Here is a 15421-nt window from a genome sequence, read left to right as displayed (position 1 = left end):
GATTGCGGACGGAGCGGCGGCGCTCATGCCTTGGCCGCGGCGGCCTGCGCCGGTGGCTCCGCGGTGAAGTGGCGCCAGGCGAAGGCCAGCGAGGCCAGCTGCAGCAGCGCGCACAGGTAGAACGGGGCGCCGATGCGCCAGTCGGTCTTGGGCAGCTCGGCCACCAGCGCCATCAGACCCAGGCCGGCGATCGGCGAGACCACCGCCATCAGGCTGTTGATCGCGGCCACCGCGCCCATGGTCTCGCCCTGCGTGCGCGCGTCGGCGGCATTGGAGATCACCCCCTGCATCGCCGGGCCGGCGGCCACGCCGCAGACGTTCAGGAAGATCGCGGCGACCATCATCCAGGCCTCGGTCGAGAGGCCCCAGATCAGGTTGGTCGCGATCGAGGTCATCAGGCCGATCAACACCAGCCGGCGCGGCCCCAGCCATCTCATCAGCGGCTGCAGCAGCACGCCCTGCACCAGCACCGCGACCAGGCCGACGACGAACAGCGACAGGCCGTTCTCCTTCGGGCCCCAGCCGAATTTGTGCTGGTTGTAGAGCACCCAGCTGGTCTGGATCACCAGCTGCGCCAAGCCCGAGCAGGCGATGACGTAGATCAGCGGCCCGACCCCGTGCAGCTTGCGCAGCCGGCCGAGCGCGGCGAACGGATTGGCCTTGCGCCAGTCGAAGGGCCGGCGGTGCTCCGGCGCCAGCGATTCCGGCAGCACGAAGAAGCCATACAGCCAGTTCATCAGCGCCAGCGTGCCCGCGACGTAGAACGGCAGGTGCAGGTCGATCGCGCCGAGCAGCCCGCCCATCACCGGCCCCAGGATGAAACCCATGCCGAAGGCCGCGCCCAGCATCCCGAAGCGCTTGGCGCGATCGGCGGGCGGGGTGATGTCGGCGACATAGGCGTTGGCGACGGCCGCGTTGGCCTGCATCGCGCCGGAGAACAGCCGCACCACGACCAGCATCCACAGCGCCTGCGCCATGGCCGTGACGAAGAAGCTCAGCGCCAGCCCGCTGAAGCCGACCAGCATCACCTTGCGGCGGCCGAAGCGGTCAGAGAGCCCGCCCAGGATGGGCGACCCGAAGAAATTCGCGAGACCGAAGGCGAAGGCCACCGCCAGTTGGGCGAGCGCGTGCTGGGTCTCGTTCTGGGTGAAGGTTCCGACCAGCGGCGGCAGCACCGGGATGATCAGGCCGATCGAGACCATGTCGATCAGCACCGCGATCAGGATGAACGACATGGCGGCCTTGCGGCCGCCATGCGTGGTCGAGGCCGCGACGGCGTCGGGGCCGTCGCGCTGCGCCGGGTCGGACAAGGGCGTCACTCCAGACGGTAGTTGGGCGCTTCCTTGGTGATCTGCACGTCGTGGACGTGGCTCTCACGGATGCCCGCCGAGGTGATCTCGACGAACTCGGCCTTCTCGTGCATGTCGGCGATGCTGGCGCAGCCGCAGTAGCCCATCGAGGCCCGCAGCCCGCCGCCCATCTGATGCACGATCGCGACCATCGAGCCCTTGTACGGGACGCGGCCTTCGATGCCTTCCGGCACCAGCTTGTCCGCGTTCGGGTTGGTCGTCTCGTCGTTTTCCTGGAAGTAGCGGTCGGCCGAGCCGGCCTTCATCGCGCCGATCGAGCCCATGCCGCGGTAGCTCTTGTAGCTGCGGCCCTGGTACAGGATCACTTCGCCCGGGGCCTCCTCGGTGCCGGCGAACATGCCGCCCATCATCACCGTGCTCGCGCCGGCGGCGATGGCCTTGGCAATGTCGCCCGAGTAGCGGATGCCGCCGTCCGCGATCAGCGGCACGCCGGTGCCCTTGAGCGCAGTGGCGACGAAGTCGATCGCCGCGATCTGCGGCACGCCGACGCCCGCCACGATGCGGGTGGTGCAGATCGAGCCCGGGCCGATGCCGACCTTGACCGCGTCCGCGCCGGCCTCAACCAGCGCCAGCGCCGCGGCGCCGGTGGCGATGTTGCCGCCGATGACCTGCACCTGCGGGTAGTTCTTCTTGACCCAGCGCACGCGCTCGATCACGCCGCTGCTGTGGCCGTGCGCGGTGTCGACGACGATCGCGTCGACGCCGGCCTTCACCAGCAGCTCGACGCGCTCCTCGGTGCCCTCGCCCACGCCGACGGCGGCGCCGACGCGCAGCTTGCCGTGGTCGTCACGGGCGGCATTGGGGAAGTTGGTCTGCTTGGTGATGTCCTTGACGGTCATCAGGCCGCGCAGCTCGAAGCTGTCGTTGATGACCAGCACCCGCTCCAGCTTGTGCTTGTGCATCAGCGCCTTGCCGTCGTTGAGCGAGGCGCCCTCCCGGACGGTGATCAAGCGTTCGGCCGGGGTCATGATCTCGCTGACCGGCGCGTCCATGCGGGTCTCGAAACGCAGGTCGCGGCCGGTGACGATGCCGACGACCTTCTTGCCCTCCAGCACCGGGAAGCCGGAGATGCCGTGCTGCTCGCTGAGCTGCTTGACCTGGCGGACGGTGGTCTGGGGGGTGATCGTGATCGGGTCGCGGAGCACGCCGGACTCGTAGCGCTTGACGCGGGCCACTTCGGCCGCCTGCTGCTGCGGGGTCAGGTTCTTGTGGACGATGCCGATGCCGCCTTCCTGGGCGATGGCGATCGCCAGTCGCGCTTCGGTCACGGTGTCCATCGCGGCGGACACGAGGGGAAGATTCAGGCGGATGCCACGCGTGAACTGCGTGGCCAGACTGGTGTCGCGCGGCAACACCTGGGAGAACGCCGGCACCAGCAACACATCGTCGAAGGTGAGCGCTTTTCCGAGTAGGCGCATGAGGGAAGCTCCAGACGCAAAGGCGCATTATAGAGAAGCCCGGCAGTACACTCCACGCCCATGATGAATCCCCGACTCCCGCGACGCCCGCTGGGCGTGATGTGCGCGCTGGCGCTGATGGCGCTGACCTCGATCGCGCACGCCCAATGGAAGTGGCGCGATGCCGATGGCCGCACGCAATACAGCGACCGTCCGCCGCCGCCGAGCGTGGCCGAGAAGGACATCCTGCAGCGCCCCACCAATGCCGTGCGCGTGGCCCCGGCGCCGGGCGTGCCGGCTTCGGCGGCGGCCTCCGGAGCCTCCGCGCCGGGCCGGGCCGCCAGCGAGCCGTCTTCACGCGAGAAGGTCGAGCGTGAGCGCAAGGCGCAGGAGGACAAGGCCCGCACCGAGGCGATGGCCGAGAACTGCCGCCAGGCGCAGAACCGCCAGCGCATGCTCGAGTCCGGCGTGCGCCTGCGCTCCGGCACGGCCGGTGGCGAATCGCAGCCGATGACCGAGCAGATGCGTCAGGACGAGATCCGCCAGATGCAGACGGTGATCACCGCGAACTGCAAGTGAGGCCCGGAACGCGTCCGGGAAACAACACCGGGCGGCAAGCCGGACGTAAGTCCGGTGACCGCCGGTAAGACGAAAGGCCGCTCACGCGGCCTTTTTGCTGCGCGCCTCTCGGCGCTCCTTGGCGCTCCTTGGTGCTTCCCCGCGTGTCGTCAGGCCTTGCGGCCCAGCGGTCGATGCCGCGTCACGATGCGGCTGCCCGCCGCCTGGTAACGCTGCCGGCGCGCCTCCTTCGGGTCGACGGTCAGCGGGCGGTAGACCTCGATGCGGTCGCGCTCGCGCAGCGGCGTGTCCAGCGGCACGGTCCGGCCCCAGATGCCGGCTGTCAACGCCTCGATCCGGTTCGGCTCGAACCACCGGCTGCCCAGCAAGGCATCCCGTAGCGTGCTGCCCGCGGGCAGGCGAAGCTGCTGTTCGCGGAGCTCCCCGCGAACGGGACTCCAGAAGAGGTCGACCGACAGTTCAGCGGGGTCCATGGACCTGCTCGGCGCGCTTCACGAAGCTGTCGACGAAGGTGTTGGCGATGCGATCGAACACCGGGCTGACGACCGCCTCGAGCGCGAAGCTCGAGAACGCGTAGCGCAGTTCGAACTCGACCTTGCAGGCCTTGGGCTCGCTGCCCGGCGGCGTGCCGGGGCGGTTCAGCGGCAGGAAGCGCCAGTCGCCGTCGAGCTTGGAGAACGGCCCGTCGACCAGTTCCATGCGCACGCGCTGGTCGGTCTCGTGCGTGTTGCGGGTGGTGAAGGCGTGGCGCAGGCCGGCATAGTGCAGCGACAGCCGGGCGGTCATGCCGTGGTCGTCACGCTCGAGGATGTCGGCCGCTGAGCACCACGGCAGGAACTCCGGATAGCGCTCGACCTGGGTCACCAGCTCGTACATCTCGCGCGGCGAGTACCAAAGGAGGACTGTCTTCCGGACGTGCTTCATGGCGGTTCTTAGAATGGCGGGATTGTAGGCGGCCCGATCGCCCCCATCTGGCCGCCATCCGGCTGTCACGCCCGCCGTGCGCCGCACGAGAAGAACACCCCCGCCTATGTCCATCGCAGAAAACCGCCGCGCCCGATTCGAGTACCACATCGAGGAGCAGTACGAGGCCGGCATCGTCCTGGAAGGCTGGGAAGTCAAGGCGATCCGCGCCGGCCAGGTCCAATTGCCGGACGGCTACGTCCTCATCCGCGAGGGCGAGCTTTTCCTGATCGGCTGCCGCATCAATCCGCTGCGCACCGCCTCCACCCATGTGCATCCGCAGGCCGACCGGACCAAGAAGCTGCTGATGAGCCGGGCCGACATCCGCCGGCTGATCGGCAAGGTCGAGCAGCGCGGCTTCACGCTGATTCCGCTGGACCTGCACTACAAGAACGGCCGCGTGAAGGCGCAGATCGCGCTGGCCAAGGGCAAGGCCCAGCACGACAAGCGCGAGACCGAGAAGAAGCGCGACTGGGAGCGCGAGAAGGGCCGCCTGATGCGCCACAAGGTGTCGGGCCCGGCCAAGGACTGAGCGGCCGCTGCCGCTCCGCCGTCTCGGGTCCGTCGCTGCCTCGGCCGTTCGGCCGCCCTGCCCTTCAGCCCTTCAGCACCTCGAACGCCTGCGCCAGGTCGGCGCGCAGGTCCTCCACGTCCTCCAGCCCGATGGCGAAGCGCACCAGCGTGCCGCCCTCCTGCGCCGTCCACGGCAGCCCGAGCGAGCGGCTCCGGCTCAGGTTGTAGGGCACCGCCAGGCTCATCGGGCCGGCCCAGGAATAACCGATGCCGAAGCAGCGCAGCGCATCGACGAAGGCGTCGACGCGCCGTGCGTCGTAGTCCGGCCGGAACACCGCCGAGAACAGGCAGCCCGCCGCATCGGGGCTCACCTGGCGCCAGTGCGCATGACCCGGCGAATCAGGCAGCGCCGGATGCAGCACGCGCGCGATCTCCGGGCGCGCGGCCATCCACCGGGCCAGGTCGCGGGTCGCGGCGTCCTGCGCGCGGTAACGCAGCACGATGCTCGGCAGGCCGCGCAGCACCGCCTCGACATCGTTCTGCCCGACGCCATGGCCGAGGTACTCGTGCATCGCCACCAGTTGCCGATGCAGCGCCGCGTCCCGCGTGCAGACGGCGCCCATCAGCAGGTCCGCGCCGCCGGACGGGAACTTGGTCAGCGCCTGCATGCTGAGGTCGGCGCCGAGGCCCGGCGCCAGGTCGGGCGCCACCTCGAACGCATTGAAGGCAAGCCCCGCGCCCCAGGTGTTGTCGAGCGCGGTCAGCACGCCGCGGGCACGGCTGGCGCTCAACAGGCCGATGAGATCGGGGAACTCCAGCGTGATCGACCCGGCGGCCTCCAGCCACACCAGCTTCGTGCGAGGCGACAGCATCGCCTCGAACGCTGGCACGTCCAGCGGATCGTAGAAGCGGTGCGTGATGCCGAGCCGCGTCAGCAAGCCGGTGGTGATGTGCCGGTTCTGGCCATAGACGTTGTCCGGCACCAGGACCTCGTCGCCGGGCTGGAGGAAGGCCAGGCTGGTCAGCGTGATCGCGGCCAGGCCGCTGGGCGTCAGCACGCAATGCTGCGCGTGCTCCAGCGTCGCGATGCGCGCGGCCAGCGTGTAGGTGGTGGGCGTGCCCGGCAGTCCGTAGCGGTAGCTGATGCCGTCCTGCGCGCGCGGCCGATGCAGTTCGGCGGTGTCCTTGAAGAGCACCGTCGAGGCCTTGGCCACGGGCACCGCGACGGCGTCCCAGCCGTCTGGCGCGCGGAACGGGTGGTGGATCTGCTCGGTGGACGGGCCGCGTTTGCTCACGAAGTCTCCTGGCGCTGGGAACGGGACGACCATTCTGCGGCAGCCGCGACGGCCGTGCGCCAGCAATGACAACGCCAGCACGAGCCGGCAATGAAAACGCCGGCACGAGGCCGGCGTGGCGGGTGAGCGGCGGAGGCGCCCGCGATGCGCGGGCCCGGCAGGCGCGTCGCCGATCAGATCGGCAGCGCGATCAGGTCGTGCCCCTCGGCGCCGACGATGCGGGCGCGGGTGAACTCGCCCACGCGGAGCTGCTTGCTGGCCTTCTCCGGCGGCAGCAGGCGGACGGTGCCGTCGATCTCGGGCGCATCGGCATACGAGCGGCCGACGCCGCCCTTGCGGCCCAGCGCCGGCGCCGAGTCGACCAGCACCTGCATCGTCGCGCCGATGCGGCGCTGCAGCTTGGCGATGGACACCTCCTCGGCCACCGCCATGAAGCGGGCGCGGCGCTCCTCGCGGACTTCGTCGGGCAGCGCGCCTTCCAGCGCGTTGGCCGGCGCGCCCTCGATCGGCGAGTAGGCGAAGCAGCCGGCGCGGTCGATCTGCGCTTCGCGCATGAAGTCCAGCAGGTACTGGAACTCGGCTTCGGTCTCGCCGGGGAAGCCGGCGATGAAGGTGGAACGGATCACCAGTTCGGGGCAGATCTCGCGCCAGCGCTGGATGCGCTCGAGGTTCTTCTCGCCGTTGGCCGGGCGCTTCATGCGCTTGAGCACATCCGGATGCGCGTGCTGGAACGGGACGTCGAGATACGGGAGGATGAGGCCCTCGGCCATCATCGGCAGCACCTCGTCGACATGCGGATACGGATAGACGTAGTGCAGGCGCACCCAGGCGCCGTAGGGCTTGGCGATCTCGCCGAGCTGGGCGACGAGGTCGAACATGCGGGTCCTGACCGGCTTGCCGTCCCAGAAGCCGGTGCGGTACTTGATGTCGACGCCGTAGGCGCTGGTGTCCTGGCTGATGACCAGCAGTTCCTTGACGCCGGATTCGAACAGCGCCTTGGCCTCGGCGAGCACGTCGCCGATGGGGCGCGAGACCAGGTCGCCGCGCATGCTCGGGATGATGCAGAAGCTGCAGCGGTGGTTGCAGCCCTCGGAGATCTTCAGGTAGGCGTAATGCTTGGGCGTGAGCTTGATGCCGGCCACGCCGCGGGCCTCGGGGACGAGGTCGATGAAGGGGTCGTGCGGCTTGGGGACGTGGGTATGGACGGCGTCCATCACTTCCTGCGTCGCATGCGGGCCGGTGACGGCGAGGACGCTGGGATGCACCTCGCGGACCATGTTGTCGGAGCTCGCGCCGGCCTTGGCGCCGAGGCAGCCGGTGACGATGACCTTGCCGTTCTCGGCCAGCGCCTCGCCGATCGTGTCCAGCGACTCCTTCACGGCGTCGTCGATGAAGCCGCAGGTATTGACGATGACGAGGTCAGCGCCGGCGAAGGTCTTGGAGGTCTCGTAACCCTCGGCGCGCAGCTGCGTGAGGATCAGTTCGGAATCGGTGAGCGCCTTGGGGCAGCCCAGGGAGACGAAGCCGATCTTCGGAGCGGCAGCCTTCTTGTCGGCGGGGATGTCGTAAGTCGTTGATTCCATTTGAATTCCGCCGGAGGGCCTGGCTGGGAGCTGGGGCGGCATTGTAGAGGAAGCGCCCGCCTCCGGCCTTCCGACCGGCATCTCCCAGCCGCTGCGCCTCGAATTGGTCACGCGCCGCGAGGGCGCATCCCGGAGTCGGTCCGTTCAGAAGCGTGGCCACCGCGAAGTCGCGCTGCCCTTCAGCCCTTTGCTTGCACCCTGGGCACTGCGGAAGTCGCCAGAGACCGATTGGCCGCCGGCCGCGCGGCGCGCCGACCAAGAACCTTCGCCCTGATCGCGGGGCCATCGCCATCCGGGCGCACCTGGCCGCGAGCCGTCGCCAGATCCGAAATCAACACCTTGTACATGCCGGTCAGCGGGGCGAAGAAATCGATGGCGGATTCTTTGGCGATCCGGCTGAAGTTCAGCTTCAACGTCATCAGTGGCCTTTCAACTTTTCCCACATCGAACGGGACACGTAGACACCCAACAGGATCAGGTCGACCGCGAACAACGCCTCGGAGGCCCAGATGAAGCCAGTGCCGACGAAAGATGTTACGCCGATCCACGGCAGCACTTGGTGACCGATCAGGTCGAACGCCACGGCCACGAGCGCGATCACGCTGAAGTAGCCGGTGACATAGAGCAGATGCACGACGGAGTCCTTGAACGACTCCCAATGTGTCCCCGATGTCTGCACTCCGACTGCTCCCACCGTGCGAAGCCAAGGATGTTAGGTTGGGTTCCGAGACTCGCGTCCCACCTCCACTTGCACGCCACGGTCCGCGAGTCTCAGGATTCGGTACTCCCGTGCCGCCCCTAGGTCAGCACAGCGCCGCGACGCAAGGATGCATCCCTCACATTCCAACGGGGCATGCCGCTTGCTGCCAACATCGATCGGAATGGAGGCCACCCATGCTCCTCGAAGGCTCCTGCCACTGCGGCCGCGTCCGCTTCTCGGTCGAATCGACCGAGCCCTGCCCCTACCTGCGCTGCTATTGCTCGATCTGCCGCAAGACTGCCGGCACCGGCGGCTACGCGATCAACATCGGCGCCGACCACCGGACCTTCAAGCTCATCAAGGGCAAGCGCGAGCTGCGGGTCTACCGCGCGGTGATCGACGGCAAGGAAAGCTCCGGCCAGCGCCACTTCTGCGGCCGCTGCGGCACCGCGCTCTGGATGTACGACGACAACTGGCCCGACCTGATCCACCCGCATGCCAGCGCCATCGACACGCCGCTGCCCACGCCGCCGGAGAACGTGCATGGCCTGCTCGACTCGAAGGCCGCCTGGGTGGAGGTCGAAGGCCGGCCGGGCGACCAACGCTTCGACCATTTCCCCGACGAATCGCTGGCCGACTGGCATCGCCGGCACGGGCTGTAGCGCCGCCGCGACCGCCGCGACCGCCGCCGGTCGTGCCCTACTTCTTGGGGGGCTGCGGGGGGAAGCCCGGCATGCCGGGGAAGATGTTGCCGGCGCTCTGGAACTGCTCCTGCATCTGCAGGAACAGGTTCTTGGACTGTTCCAGGTAGTTGCCCATCAGGCCCTGCATCATCGGCGCCTGGCCGCTCATGAACTGCGACCACAGCTGCGGGTCGAAGCCCGCGCCCTTGCTCTGCTCGGCAAAGCGCGCCTGCATCTCGCCGAAGGCCTGCAGGTTCTTCTCGAGGTAGGCGCCCATCAGCCCCTGCATCGCATGGCCGTAGAAGCGGATGATCTGCGCCAGCAGCGGCGTCGAGAACATCGGCATCCCGCCCATCTCCTCCTCCAGGATGATCTGCAGCAGGATGGAGCGCGTCAGCTCCTCGCCCGACTTGGCGTCGCGGACCTCGAAGACCTCGCCCTCGAGCACCATCTTCTTGACGTCCGCCAAGGTGATGTAGCTGCTGGTCTGGGTGTCGTAGAGCCGCCGGTTGGGGTACTTCTTCAGCACCCGCGGCCCCTTGGGTTGCGTGGGGTCCTCGCCGCCGGTTGCCGTCTTGCCGCGTCGGGCCGTCACCATGCTGTCTCCTCTGAGGGTCTGCGGCCCATTCTAGGAGGGGCCCGGCAAGCACCCCGCCGGGTGCTTTCCCTTGCTGTGCGGGGGACGCATCGGCCCGACGAGGGGCGCTTGACGATCAGTCGGGCTTGACGTTGCCGTCCTTGATCACCTTGGCCCACCGGGCCTGCTCGGCCTTCTGGAACTCGGTGAACTGGGCCGGGCTGTTGGGCGCGTACTCCAGGCCGAGCGATTCCATCTTGGCCTTCACCTCGGGCTGAGCGACGATCTTCTGCACCTCGGCATTGAGCTTGGCGACGATCGCCGGCGGCGTGCCCGCCGGCAGGTACAGCGCCTGCCAGCTGGACACGTCGAAGCCGGGCACGCCGGACTCGGCCAGCGTCGGCACGTCGGGCAGCTGCGCGCTGCGCTTGGCCGAGGTCACCGCCACCGCCTTGACCTTGCCCGCCTTGATCTGCGGCAGCGCCACGGTCACGGTCTCGAAGCTCATCGGCACCTGGCCGCCCATGACGTCCTGGATCGCCGGCGCACTCCCCTTGTAGGGGACATGCGTCAGGTCGGCGCCCGTCATCAGGCGGAACACCTCGCCCGACAAGTGCTGCGAGGTGCCCTGCCCCGCCGAGGCGAAGGTGATGTCGCCCGGCTTGGCCTTGGCCGCGGCGACGATGTCCTTGACCGTCCGGGCCTGCGCGCCCGGTCCGATGAGCAGCACGTTGGAGATCTTGCCCAGCAGGATCACCGGCGCGAAATCGCGGTCGGCCTTGTAGGGCATCTTGGGCATCAGCGCCGGGTTGATCGCATGCGTGGCGATCGTGCCCAGCAGCACGGTGTAGCCGTCCGGCGCCGCCTTGGCCACGCTGTCCGCGCCCAGCACGCCGCCCGCGCCGGCCTTGTTGTCCACGACGACAGTCTGCTTGAGCGCCACCTGCAGCCGCGAGGCAATCTCCCGCGCCAGCACGTCGGAGGTGCCGCCCGGAGCGAACGGCACGATCAGCTTGACCGGCTGCGTCGGCCAGTTCGTGGCATCGGCGGCGAGCGCCGGGGTCATCGTGATCGTCGCGCCGAGCGCCATCGCCGCCGCGGCGCCCAGCAGCCGCACGCGGCTGCGCTTCACCAGAGTCATCTCGCTTGTCTCCATCCATGACGGCACGGGCCTCGCCGACCTCGGATTGGTACCGATACCATCTTCTTGATGGCGACGATGGTATCGGTACCGTCACGAACGTCAAGGTCGCGTTCATGAGGGATTTCACCGGGTCGGACGCCTGCGGGAGCGGCCGCGGATCAGGCGCTGGCGCGCTGGACCAGCTCGAAGCCGATGTCGATCGCGCGGCGCTCGACCGGGCCATCGGCGCGATCGAGGATGAATCGCGCCGCCTGCCGCCCGATGGCGAAACCATCGATGCGCACCGTGGTCAGCGCGGGTTCGAGGTCCCGGGCCAGCGCGAGGTCGCCGAAGCCGACGATGGCCAGGTCCTGCGGCACGCGCAGCCCGCGGGCCTGCGCCTCGATGAGCACGCCCAGCGCCAGCGAATCGGAGCTGCAGAACACCGCGTCGATGCCGTCGGGATGCGCCAGCAGTTCCGCCAGGCCGCGGCGACCGCTGCCCAGCGTGGTCGGCGTGGCGACGGTGGCGACCGGCACGTCGGCGACGCCCAGCGCCCTCGCCTGCTCCTGGAAGGCGCGGAAACGGCGCATCGCGCGTTCGTCGCTGCCGGCCACGCCGGCCAGCCGGCGGTAGCCGCGCTCGTGCAGGTAGGTGGCCACCTTGCGGCCGACCTCCACATGGGAGAAGCCCACCAGCATGTCGATCGGATCGTCGCTCTGGTCCCAGGTCTCGACCACTGGCACGCCGGCGGCGCGCAGCCGCGTGCGCGCCTGCTCCGAATGGCTGGTGCCGGTGAGCACCAGGCCATCGGGCCGGCGGCCGATCATCGCGTCCAGCCAGGCGTCCTCGCGGGCGTTGTCGTAGCCGGTCTGGCCGAGCAGCACCTGGTAGCCGGCCTCGAACAGCGCCTCGGTCAGGCTCTGCACGGTGTCGAGGAAAACCGGGCCGGCGATCGTGGGGACCGCGACGCCGACCATGCGGCTCTTCATCGACGACAGCGCGCCCGCGAGCAGGTTGGGCACGTAGCCGGTCTGGCGGACCGCCTCGGTGACGCGTCCCAGCACCTCGGGCGAGACCTGGGACGGCGTGTTGAGCGCGCGGGACGCGGTGATCGGGGCCACGCCCGCCAGTTGCGCGACGTCGCGCAGCGTGACGGCACCACTGCCCTTGCGACGACGGGGACGGGGGAAGCGCTCGGTCTCTGCCATATGGGCGCCGATCATAGGGGCGCGCCGGCGCCTCAGAAGTACTTCACCCAGGCCCGGCGGGTGCGTCGCTTGTAGGCCGCGAAGGCCTTCACCGGCGGGTACAGCAGCGGGATCAGCGCCAGCCAGATCAGCCAGATCAGCGCGAACCCGCCCTCGTCGACGCCCAGCCGCGTGCCCTGGTTGGGACCGAGCAGCGCCAGCGCCACGCGGTACCCGATCAGCAGCAGGTACAGGTGGAGCAGGTAATAGAACATCGGCGCGCCGCCGAAGACCGCGCACACCCGCGTGAAGGCGCCGCGCGCGCGTTCGAGCACGGCCAGCAGCGCCAGTCCGATCCCCAGAGTCAGCAGCAGGAAGTCCAGCGACGGCGGGTACTTCGTGAAGTTGAGCCACGACATCGCCGTCTCCAGCGCCGAAGCGCCGCGGACCCACGGGGCGTTCTCGCCGTAGAGGTTGAAACCGCGCAGCACGGCCAGCAGCGACAGGCAGGCCGCCGAGATCGCCAGCAGCGCGCAGCGTCTCCGGCCTCCGTCCACCGCCCGCGCGAACAGCGGCCCCATCGCGTAGCCGAGCAGGATCACGCCCACCCACGGCAGCGCCGGGTAGCTCACCCGCACCCGTACGAGCCCTTCCGGGACCAGCCAGTCGCGATGCAGCATCAGCGTCCACAGCGGGTGCCACGGACTGTCGGGCGGCACCACGACGCCGGCCAGCGCGTTGTGTCCGCCGACGATGACCAGGCCGATCGCCACCAGCAGCCAGCGCGGCAGCGGCGACAGCAGGGCCAGCGCCAGCATGCTGAAGCCGATCGCCCAGATCACCTGGAGATAGATCACCCGGAAATGCCCGCTCCAGGCGAAGGTCACCAGCGTGAGTTCCAGGCCGACCAGCAGCAGCCCGCGCTTGAGCAGGAAGGCGCGCACGTCGCGGCGCGGTGCGCCATCGGGGTTCGCGTAGAGCCAGGCCGACAGCCCGGTCAGGAACACGAACACCGGCGCGCACAGGTGCGCCGCCAGGCGCGAGAAGAAGAGCTCCGGGGGGGTGCCCGGCACCGCCATGGGGTCGCTCACCTGCAGGTGCAGGTAGAAGGTCTCGCGGACGTGATCCAGCAGCATCACGATCATCACCAGGCCGCGCAGCGCGTCGATCGAGGCGATGCGCACCAGGCGCGGCGCGGATGCGGGAGTCATCGAGGTCGGGGCCACCGCGGCCATCGGGGTCAACGTGGTCATCAACGCCCGCCTCAGAAGCCGTAGCGGACCGTGGCGACCACCCGCCGCCCCTGCCCCGGCGCGACCCAGACCTGGCTGTATGAACTGGCATACCAGGTCCGGTCGAACAGATTGTCGACGTCCACGGACAGCAGCCAGTGCCGGTCGACGCGGTAGCTGCCCAGCAGCTTCACCGTCGCGTAGCCCGGCAGGTCGAAGTCGTCGGCGGCGGCCAGCGGCGCGACCGCGCCCTCGCGCCGGCCGGCGACGTTCAGGCCGATGCCGGCCGTCGCGCGCTGCCCGCCGATCGCGAAGCCCTGCACCAATAGCAGGCTCGCGCTGTGCCGGGGCACGTTCGCGAGCTGGCGGCCGACGAGGAAGGCGTTGTTGTCCTCGGTCACCCGGGCGTCGGTGAACGCATAGGCGAAGGACAGGCGCAGGTCGCGCGCCAGCTCGCCGCCGACGTCGAGTTCGACGCCCTGGCTGCGCACCTCGCCGGCGGCGATCGAGAACTCGTTGGGCGCGAGCGGGTCCGGCGTCAGCACATTGTTCTTCTCGATGCGGTACAGCGCCAGCGTGGCGGACAGGCCGCCGGCGGCGTCGTACTTCGCGCCGACCTCCCGCGAGCGGCCCTGCTCCGCCGGGAAGGACGTGTAGTCGCGGCTCACGCCGCTGTTGGGACGGAAGCTCCGCGACGCGGTCGCATACAGCGAGATCGTCCCGCTGGGCTGGTAGACCACGCCGGCGCGCGGCGAGGTCGCGCCCAGCGACTGCTCGGTCGCGATGCCGCTGCGGCGGTTGAGCACCGTCTGGTCGTAGCGGTCATGGCGCAGGCCGAGCAGCAGCTTCCAGCGCTCGCCGAGGTCGATCTGGTCCTGCGCGTAGACGGCATGCGCCTTCTGCGCCTCGCGGGTCCAGGCGCTGAGCGCCATCGGCGGCGGCGTGGCGCCGTACACGGGCTCGAAGAGGTCGATCGGCGTGGAGGTGGCCACGCGCTGCTGCTGGCGCCGGTCGACGAAGCGGTACGCGTCGACGCCGGCCAGCAGGTGGTGCCGCAGGCCCGCGGCCCGCACCGTGCCGAGCACCTCGAAGCGGCCCGACAGATCGTTCGCGGAGAAGTCCCGCGCGCGGCGCTGGCGCACCAGCGTGCGCTGGTCCGGCTGGACGAAGCGGGCTTCGGTCGCGATGCCCGACAGCGAGCTCTCGCGATAGCTCAGGCCGGTCTGCAGCGACCAGTCGTCGTTGAACTGGTGCTGGACGAAGAGCTGGTGGCCGACGCTCTCGGTCGCGATCGGGCCGTCGTCCGGCTCGCCGTAGAACGCATGGCGCGGAACCCGGCCCAACTGGCCGCCGATCGCGACAACACCGCGATCGAAGGTCGCCTTCTGCCGCGCGACCTCGAGCTCGTAGCTGACCGTCGTGTCGTTGCCGACCATCCACAGGAAGGACGGCGAGATCGCGGTCCGCCGCGCCTCGACGTGGTCGCGGTCGCTGGCGCCGCCCTCCCGCGCGACGCCGAGCCGGTAGGCCACGCGCTCGCCGAGCGGGCCGGTCGCCTCGGCGCTGGCGCGCCACAGGTCGTGGCTGCCGGCGGAGAACTGCAGCGCATAGGCGGGCGTGAATGAGGGTTTCTTCGTCGTGATGTTGACCGTGCCACCCGGCTCGCCCCGGCCGTACAGCGCCGAGGCCGGCCCCTTGAGGACCTCCACCGACGCGGTGTTCACCGTGTCGCGCAGGCCGTTGTAGCCGCGGCTGGAGGTGAAGCCATTGACCATGTAGTCCGAGCCGAAATTCGGATCGCCGGTGAAGCCGCGCATCGCGTAGCTGTCCCACAGGCCGCCGAGGTTGCTCTGGCGGGCGATGCCGCTGGCCAGGTCCAGCGCCTGGTCCAGGCGGGTGACGCCGGCGTCGGCCAGCAGGGCGCCGGACAGCACGCGCACGCTCTGCGGCAGGTCGCGCGCCGGCGTGTCGGTCTTCATCGCGCCGGTGACGACGAGCGTGCGATACGGCTGGCGCGCGCCGTCCACGGTGACCGCGTCGAGGGCGGCATCGGCCGTCGGCATGGTGGGCGGTGTGGGGAGTGCGGGCGTTGTGAGCGCGCCCTGCGCCCGGAGGCTGGACGCGGCCAGTGCCAGTTCCAGGATGAGGAGGGATTGCAGCGGGACGGACGAAGACAGGCGCGCGCCGTCGGCGCGCAGGACGGAAGAAAAGGACAT

General features: G+C 69.6%; 16 protein-coding genes. 3 read left to right on the top strand and 13 right to left on the bottom strand.

The window, feature by feature from the left end; translation table 11 throughout:
* Window positions 1-23 precede the first annotated feature (23 nt).
* Together BM393_RS20740 and guaB are read right to left on the bottom strand one after the other, a co-directional pair.
* Window positions 24-1319 (bottom strand): MFS transporter, encoded by a 1296-nt coding sequence (locus BM393_RS20740; RefSeq protein ID WP_404932669.1) that lies wholly within the window; start codon window positions 1317-1319, stop codon window positions 24-26.
* Window positions 1316-2788, bottom strand: coding sequence for an IMP dehydrogenase (gene guaB / locus BM393_RS20735; RefSeq protein WP_091732127.1), 1473 nt, complete (start codon window positions 2786-2788; stop codon window positions 1316-1318). Before guaB ends, BM393_RS20740 begins: the two co-directional genes overlap by 4 nt.
* 60 nt (window positions 2789-2848) lie before the next feature.
* Here guaB and BM393_RS20730 point away from each other — a divergent pair, with 60 nt between their 5' ends.
* On the top strand, window positions 2849-3346 hold the full coding sequence (locus BM393_RS20730) for a DUF4124 domain-containing protein (protein ID WP_091732123.1): 498 nt from the start codon (window positions 2849-2851) through the stop codon (window positions 3344-3346).
* Between the two features lie 149 nt (window positions 3347-3495).
* Here the strand turns inward: BM393_RS20730 and BM393_RS20725 are convergent, their stop codons facing one another.
* Together BM393_RS20725 and BM393_RS20720 are read right to left on the bottom strand one after the other, a co-directional pair.
* The gene (locus BM393_RS20725) at window positions 3496-3819 is read right to left on the bottom strand and encodes an RnfH family protein (protein WP_091732119.1); all 324 of its coding nucleotides are present in this window, start codon (window positions 3817-3819) and stop codon (window positions 3496-3498) included.
* Window positions 3806-4270 carry a type II toxin-antitoxin system RatA family toxin gene (locus tag BM393_RS20720; RefSeq protein ID WP_091732114.1) on the bottom strand — a complete coding sequence of 155 codons (465 nt, stop codon included), beginning with the start codon at window positions 4268-4270 and terminating at the stop codon, window positions 3806-3808. Before BM393_RS20720 ends, BM393_RS20725 begins: the two co-directional genes overlap by 14 nt.
* A gap of 106 nt (window positions 4271-4376) precedes the next feature.
* Between BM393_RS20720 and smpB the strand changes: the two genes are divergently transcribed.
* Window positions 4377-4841, top strand: coding sequence for an SsrA-binding protein SmpB (gene smpB / locus BM393_RS20715; RefSeq protein ID WP_091732110.1), 465 nt, complete (start codon window positions 4377-4379; stop codon window positions 4839-4841).
* A 64-nt stretch (window positions 4842-4905) separates the two neighbouring features.
* On the opposite strand, the gene BM393_RS20710 is transcribed toward smpB, so the two are convergent.
* The 4 genes from BM393_RS20710 to BM393_RS20695 all read right to left on the bottom strand — a co-directional run bounded on the left by BM393_RS20710 (window position 4906) and on the right by BM393_RS20695 (window position 8334).
* Window positions 4906-6117, bottom strand: a complete 1212-nt coding sequence (locus BM393_RS20710) for a PLP-dependent transferase (protein ID WP_091732105.1) — start codon at window positions 6115-6117, stop codon at window positions 4906-4908.
* Between the two features lie 173 nt (window positions 6118-6290).
* Window positions 6291-7700 carry a 30S ribosomal protein S12 methylthiotransferase RimO gene (gene rimO / locus BM393_RS20705; RefSeq protein ID WP_091732102.1) on the bottom strand — a complete coding sequence of 470 codons (1410 nt, stop codon included), beginning with the start codon at window positions 7698-7700 and terminating at the stop codon, window positions 6291-6293.
* 179 nt (window positions 7701-7879) lie between these two features.
* Entirely contained in the window at window positions 7880-8119 is a 240-nt protein-coding gene (locus tag BM393_RS20700) for a hypothetical protein (RefSeq protein ID WP_091732098.1), read from the bottom strand.
* Window positions 8119-8334 carry a hypothetical protein gene (locus BM393_RS20695; protein ID WP_091732093.1) on the bottom strand — a complete coding sequence of 72 codons (216 nt, stop codon included), beginning with the start codon at window positions 8332-8334 and terminating at the stop codon, window positions 8119-8121. The genes BM393_RS20700 and BM393_RS20695 overlap by 1 nt, the downstream gene beginning before the upstream one ends.
* Window positions 8335-8594: 260 nt before the next feature.
* On the opposite strand from BM393_RS20695, the gene BM393_RS20690 reads away from it, so the two are divergent.
* Complete coding sequence (locus BM393_RS20690; protein WP_091732088.1) at window positions 8595-9062, top strand: GFA family protein; 468 nt, start codon at window positions 8595-8597, stop codon at window positions 9060-9062.
* Window positions 9063-9099: 37 nt separating this feature from the next.
* Here the strand turns inward: BM393_RS20690 and phaR are convergent, their stop codons facing one another.
* From phaR to BM393_RS20665, 5 genes are all read right to left on the bottom strand, one after another.
* Window positions 9100-9681 (bottom strand): polyhydroxyalkanoate synthesis repressor PhaR, encoded by a 582-nt coding sequence (gene phaR / locus BM393_RS20685; protein WP_091732084.1) that lies wholly within the window; start codon window positions 9679-9681, stop codon window positions 9100-9102.
* 115 nt (window positions 9682-9796) lie between these two features.
* Window positions 9797-10801: a tripartite tricarboxylate transporter substrate binding protein gene (locus BM393_RS20680; protein WP_254783539.1), complete on the bottom strand. Its 1005-nt coding sequence runs from the start codon at window positions 10799-10801 to the stop codon at window positions 9797-9799.
* A 161-nt stretch (window positions 10802-10962) separates the two neighbouring features.
* The gene (locus tag BM393_RS20675) at window positions 10963-11994 is read right to left on the bottom strand and encodes a LacI family DNA-binding transcriptional regulator (protein WP_175538446.1); all 1032 of its coding nucleotides are present in this window, start codon (window positions 11992-11994) and stop codon (window positions 10963-10965) included.
* Window positions 11995-12026: 32 nt separating this feature from the next.
* Window positions 12027-13208 carry a DUF1624 domain-containing protein gene (locus BM393_RS20670; RefSeq protein WP_404932679.1) on the bottom strand — a complete coding sequence of 394 codons (1182 nt, stop codon included), beginning with the start codon at window positions 13206-13208 and terminating at the stop codon, window positions 12027-12029.
* 29 nt (window positions 13209-13237) lie between these two features.
* On the bottom strand, window positions 13238-15421 hold the full coding sequence (locus BM393_RS20665) for a TonB-dependent siderophore receptor (RefSeq protein ID WP_254783538.1): 2184 nt from the start codon (window positions 15419-15421) through the stop codon (window positions 13238-13240).

The organism is Mitsuaria sp. PDC51 (assembly GCF_900113225.1).
Taxonomy (GTDB): Bacteria; Pseudomonadota; Gammaproteobacteria; order Burkholderiales; family Burkholderiaceae_C; genus Roseateles.
Note: the sequence above shows the minus strand (reverse complement) of the source record. Positions and strands in the feature narration are given on the sequence as shown.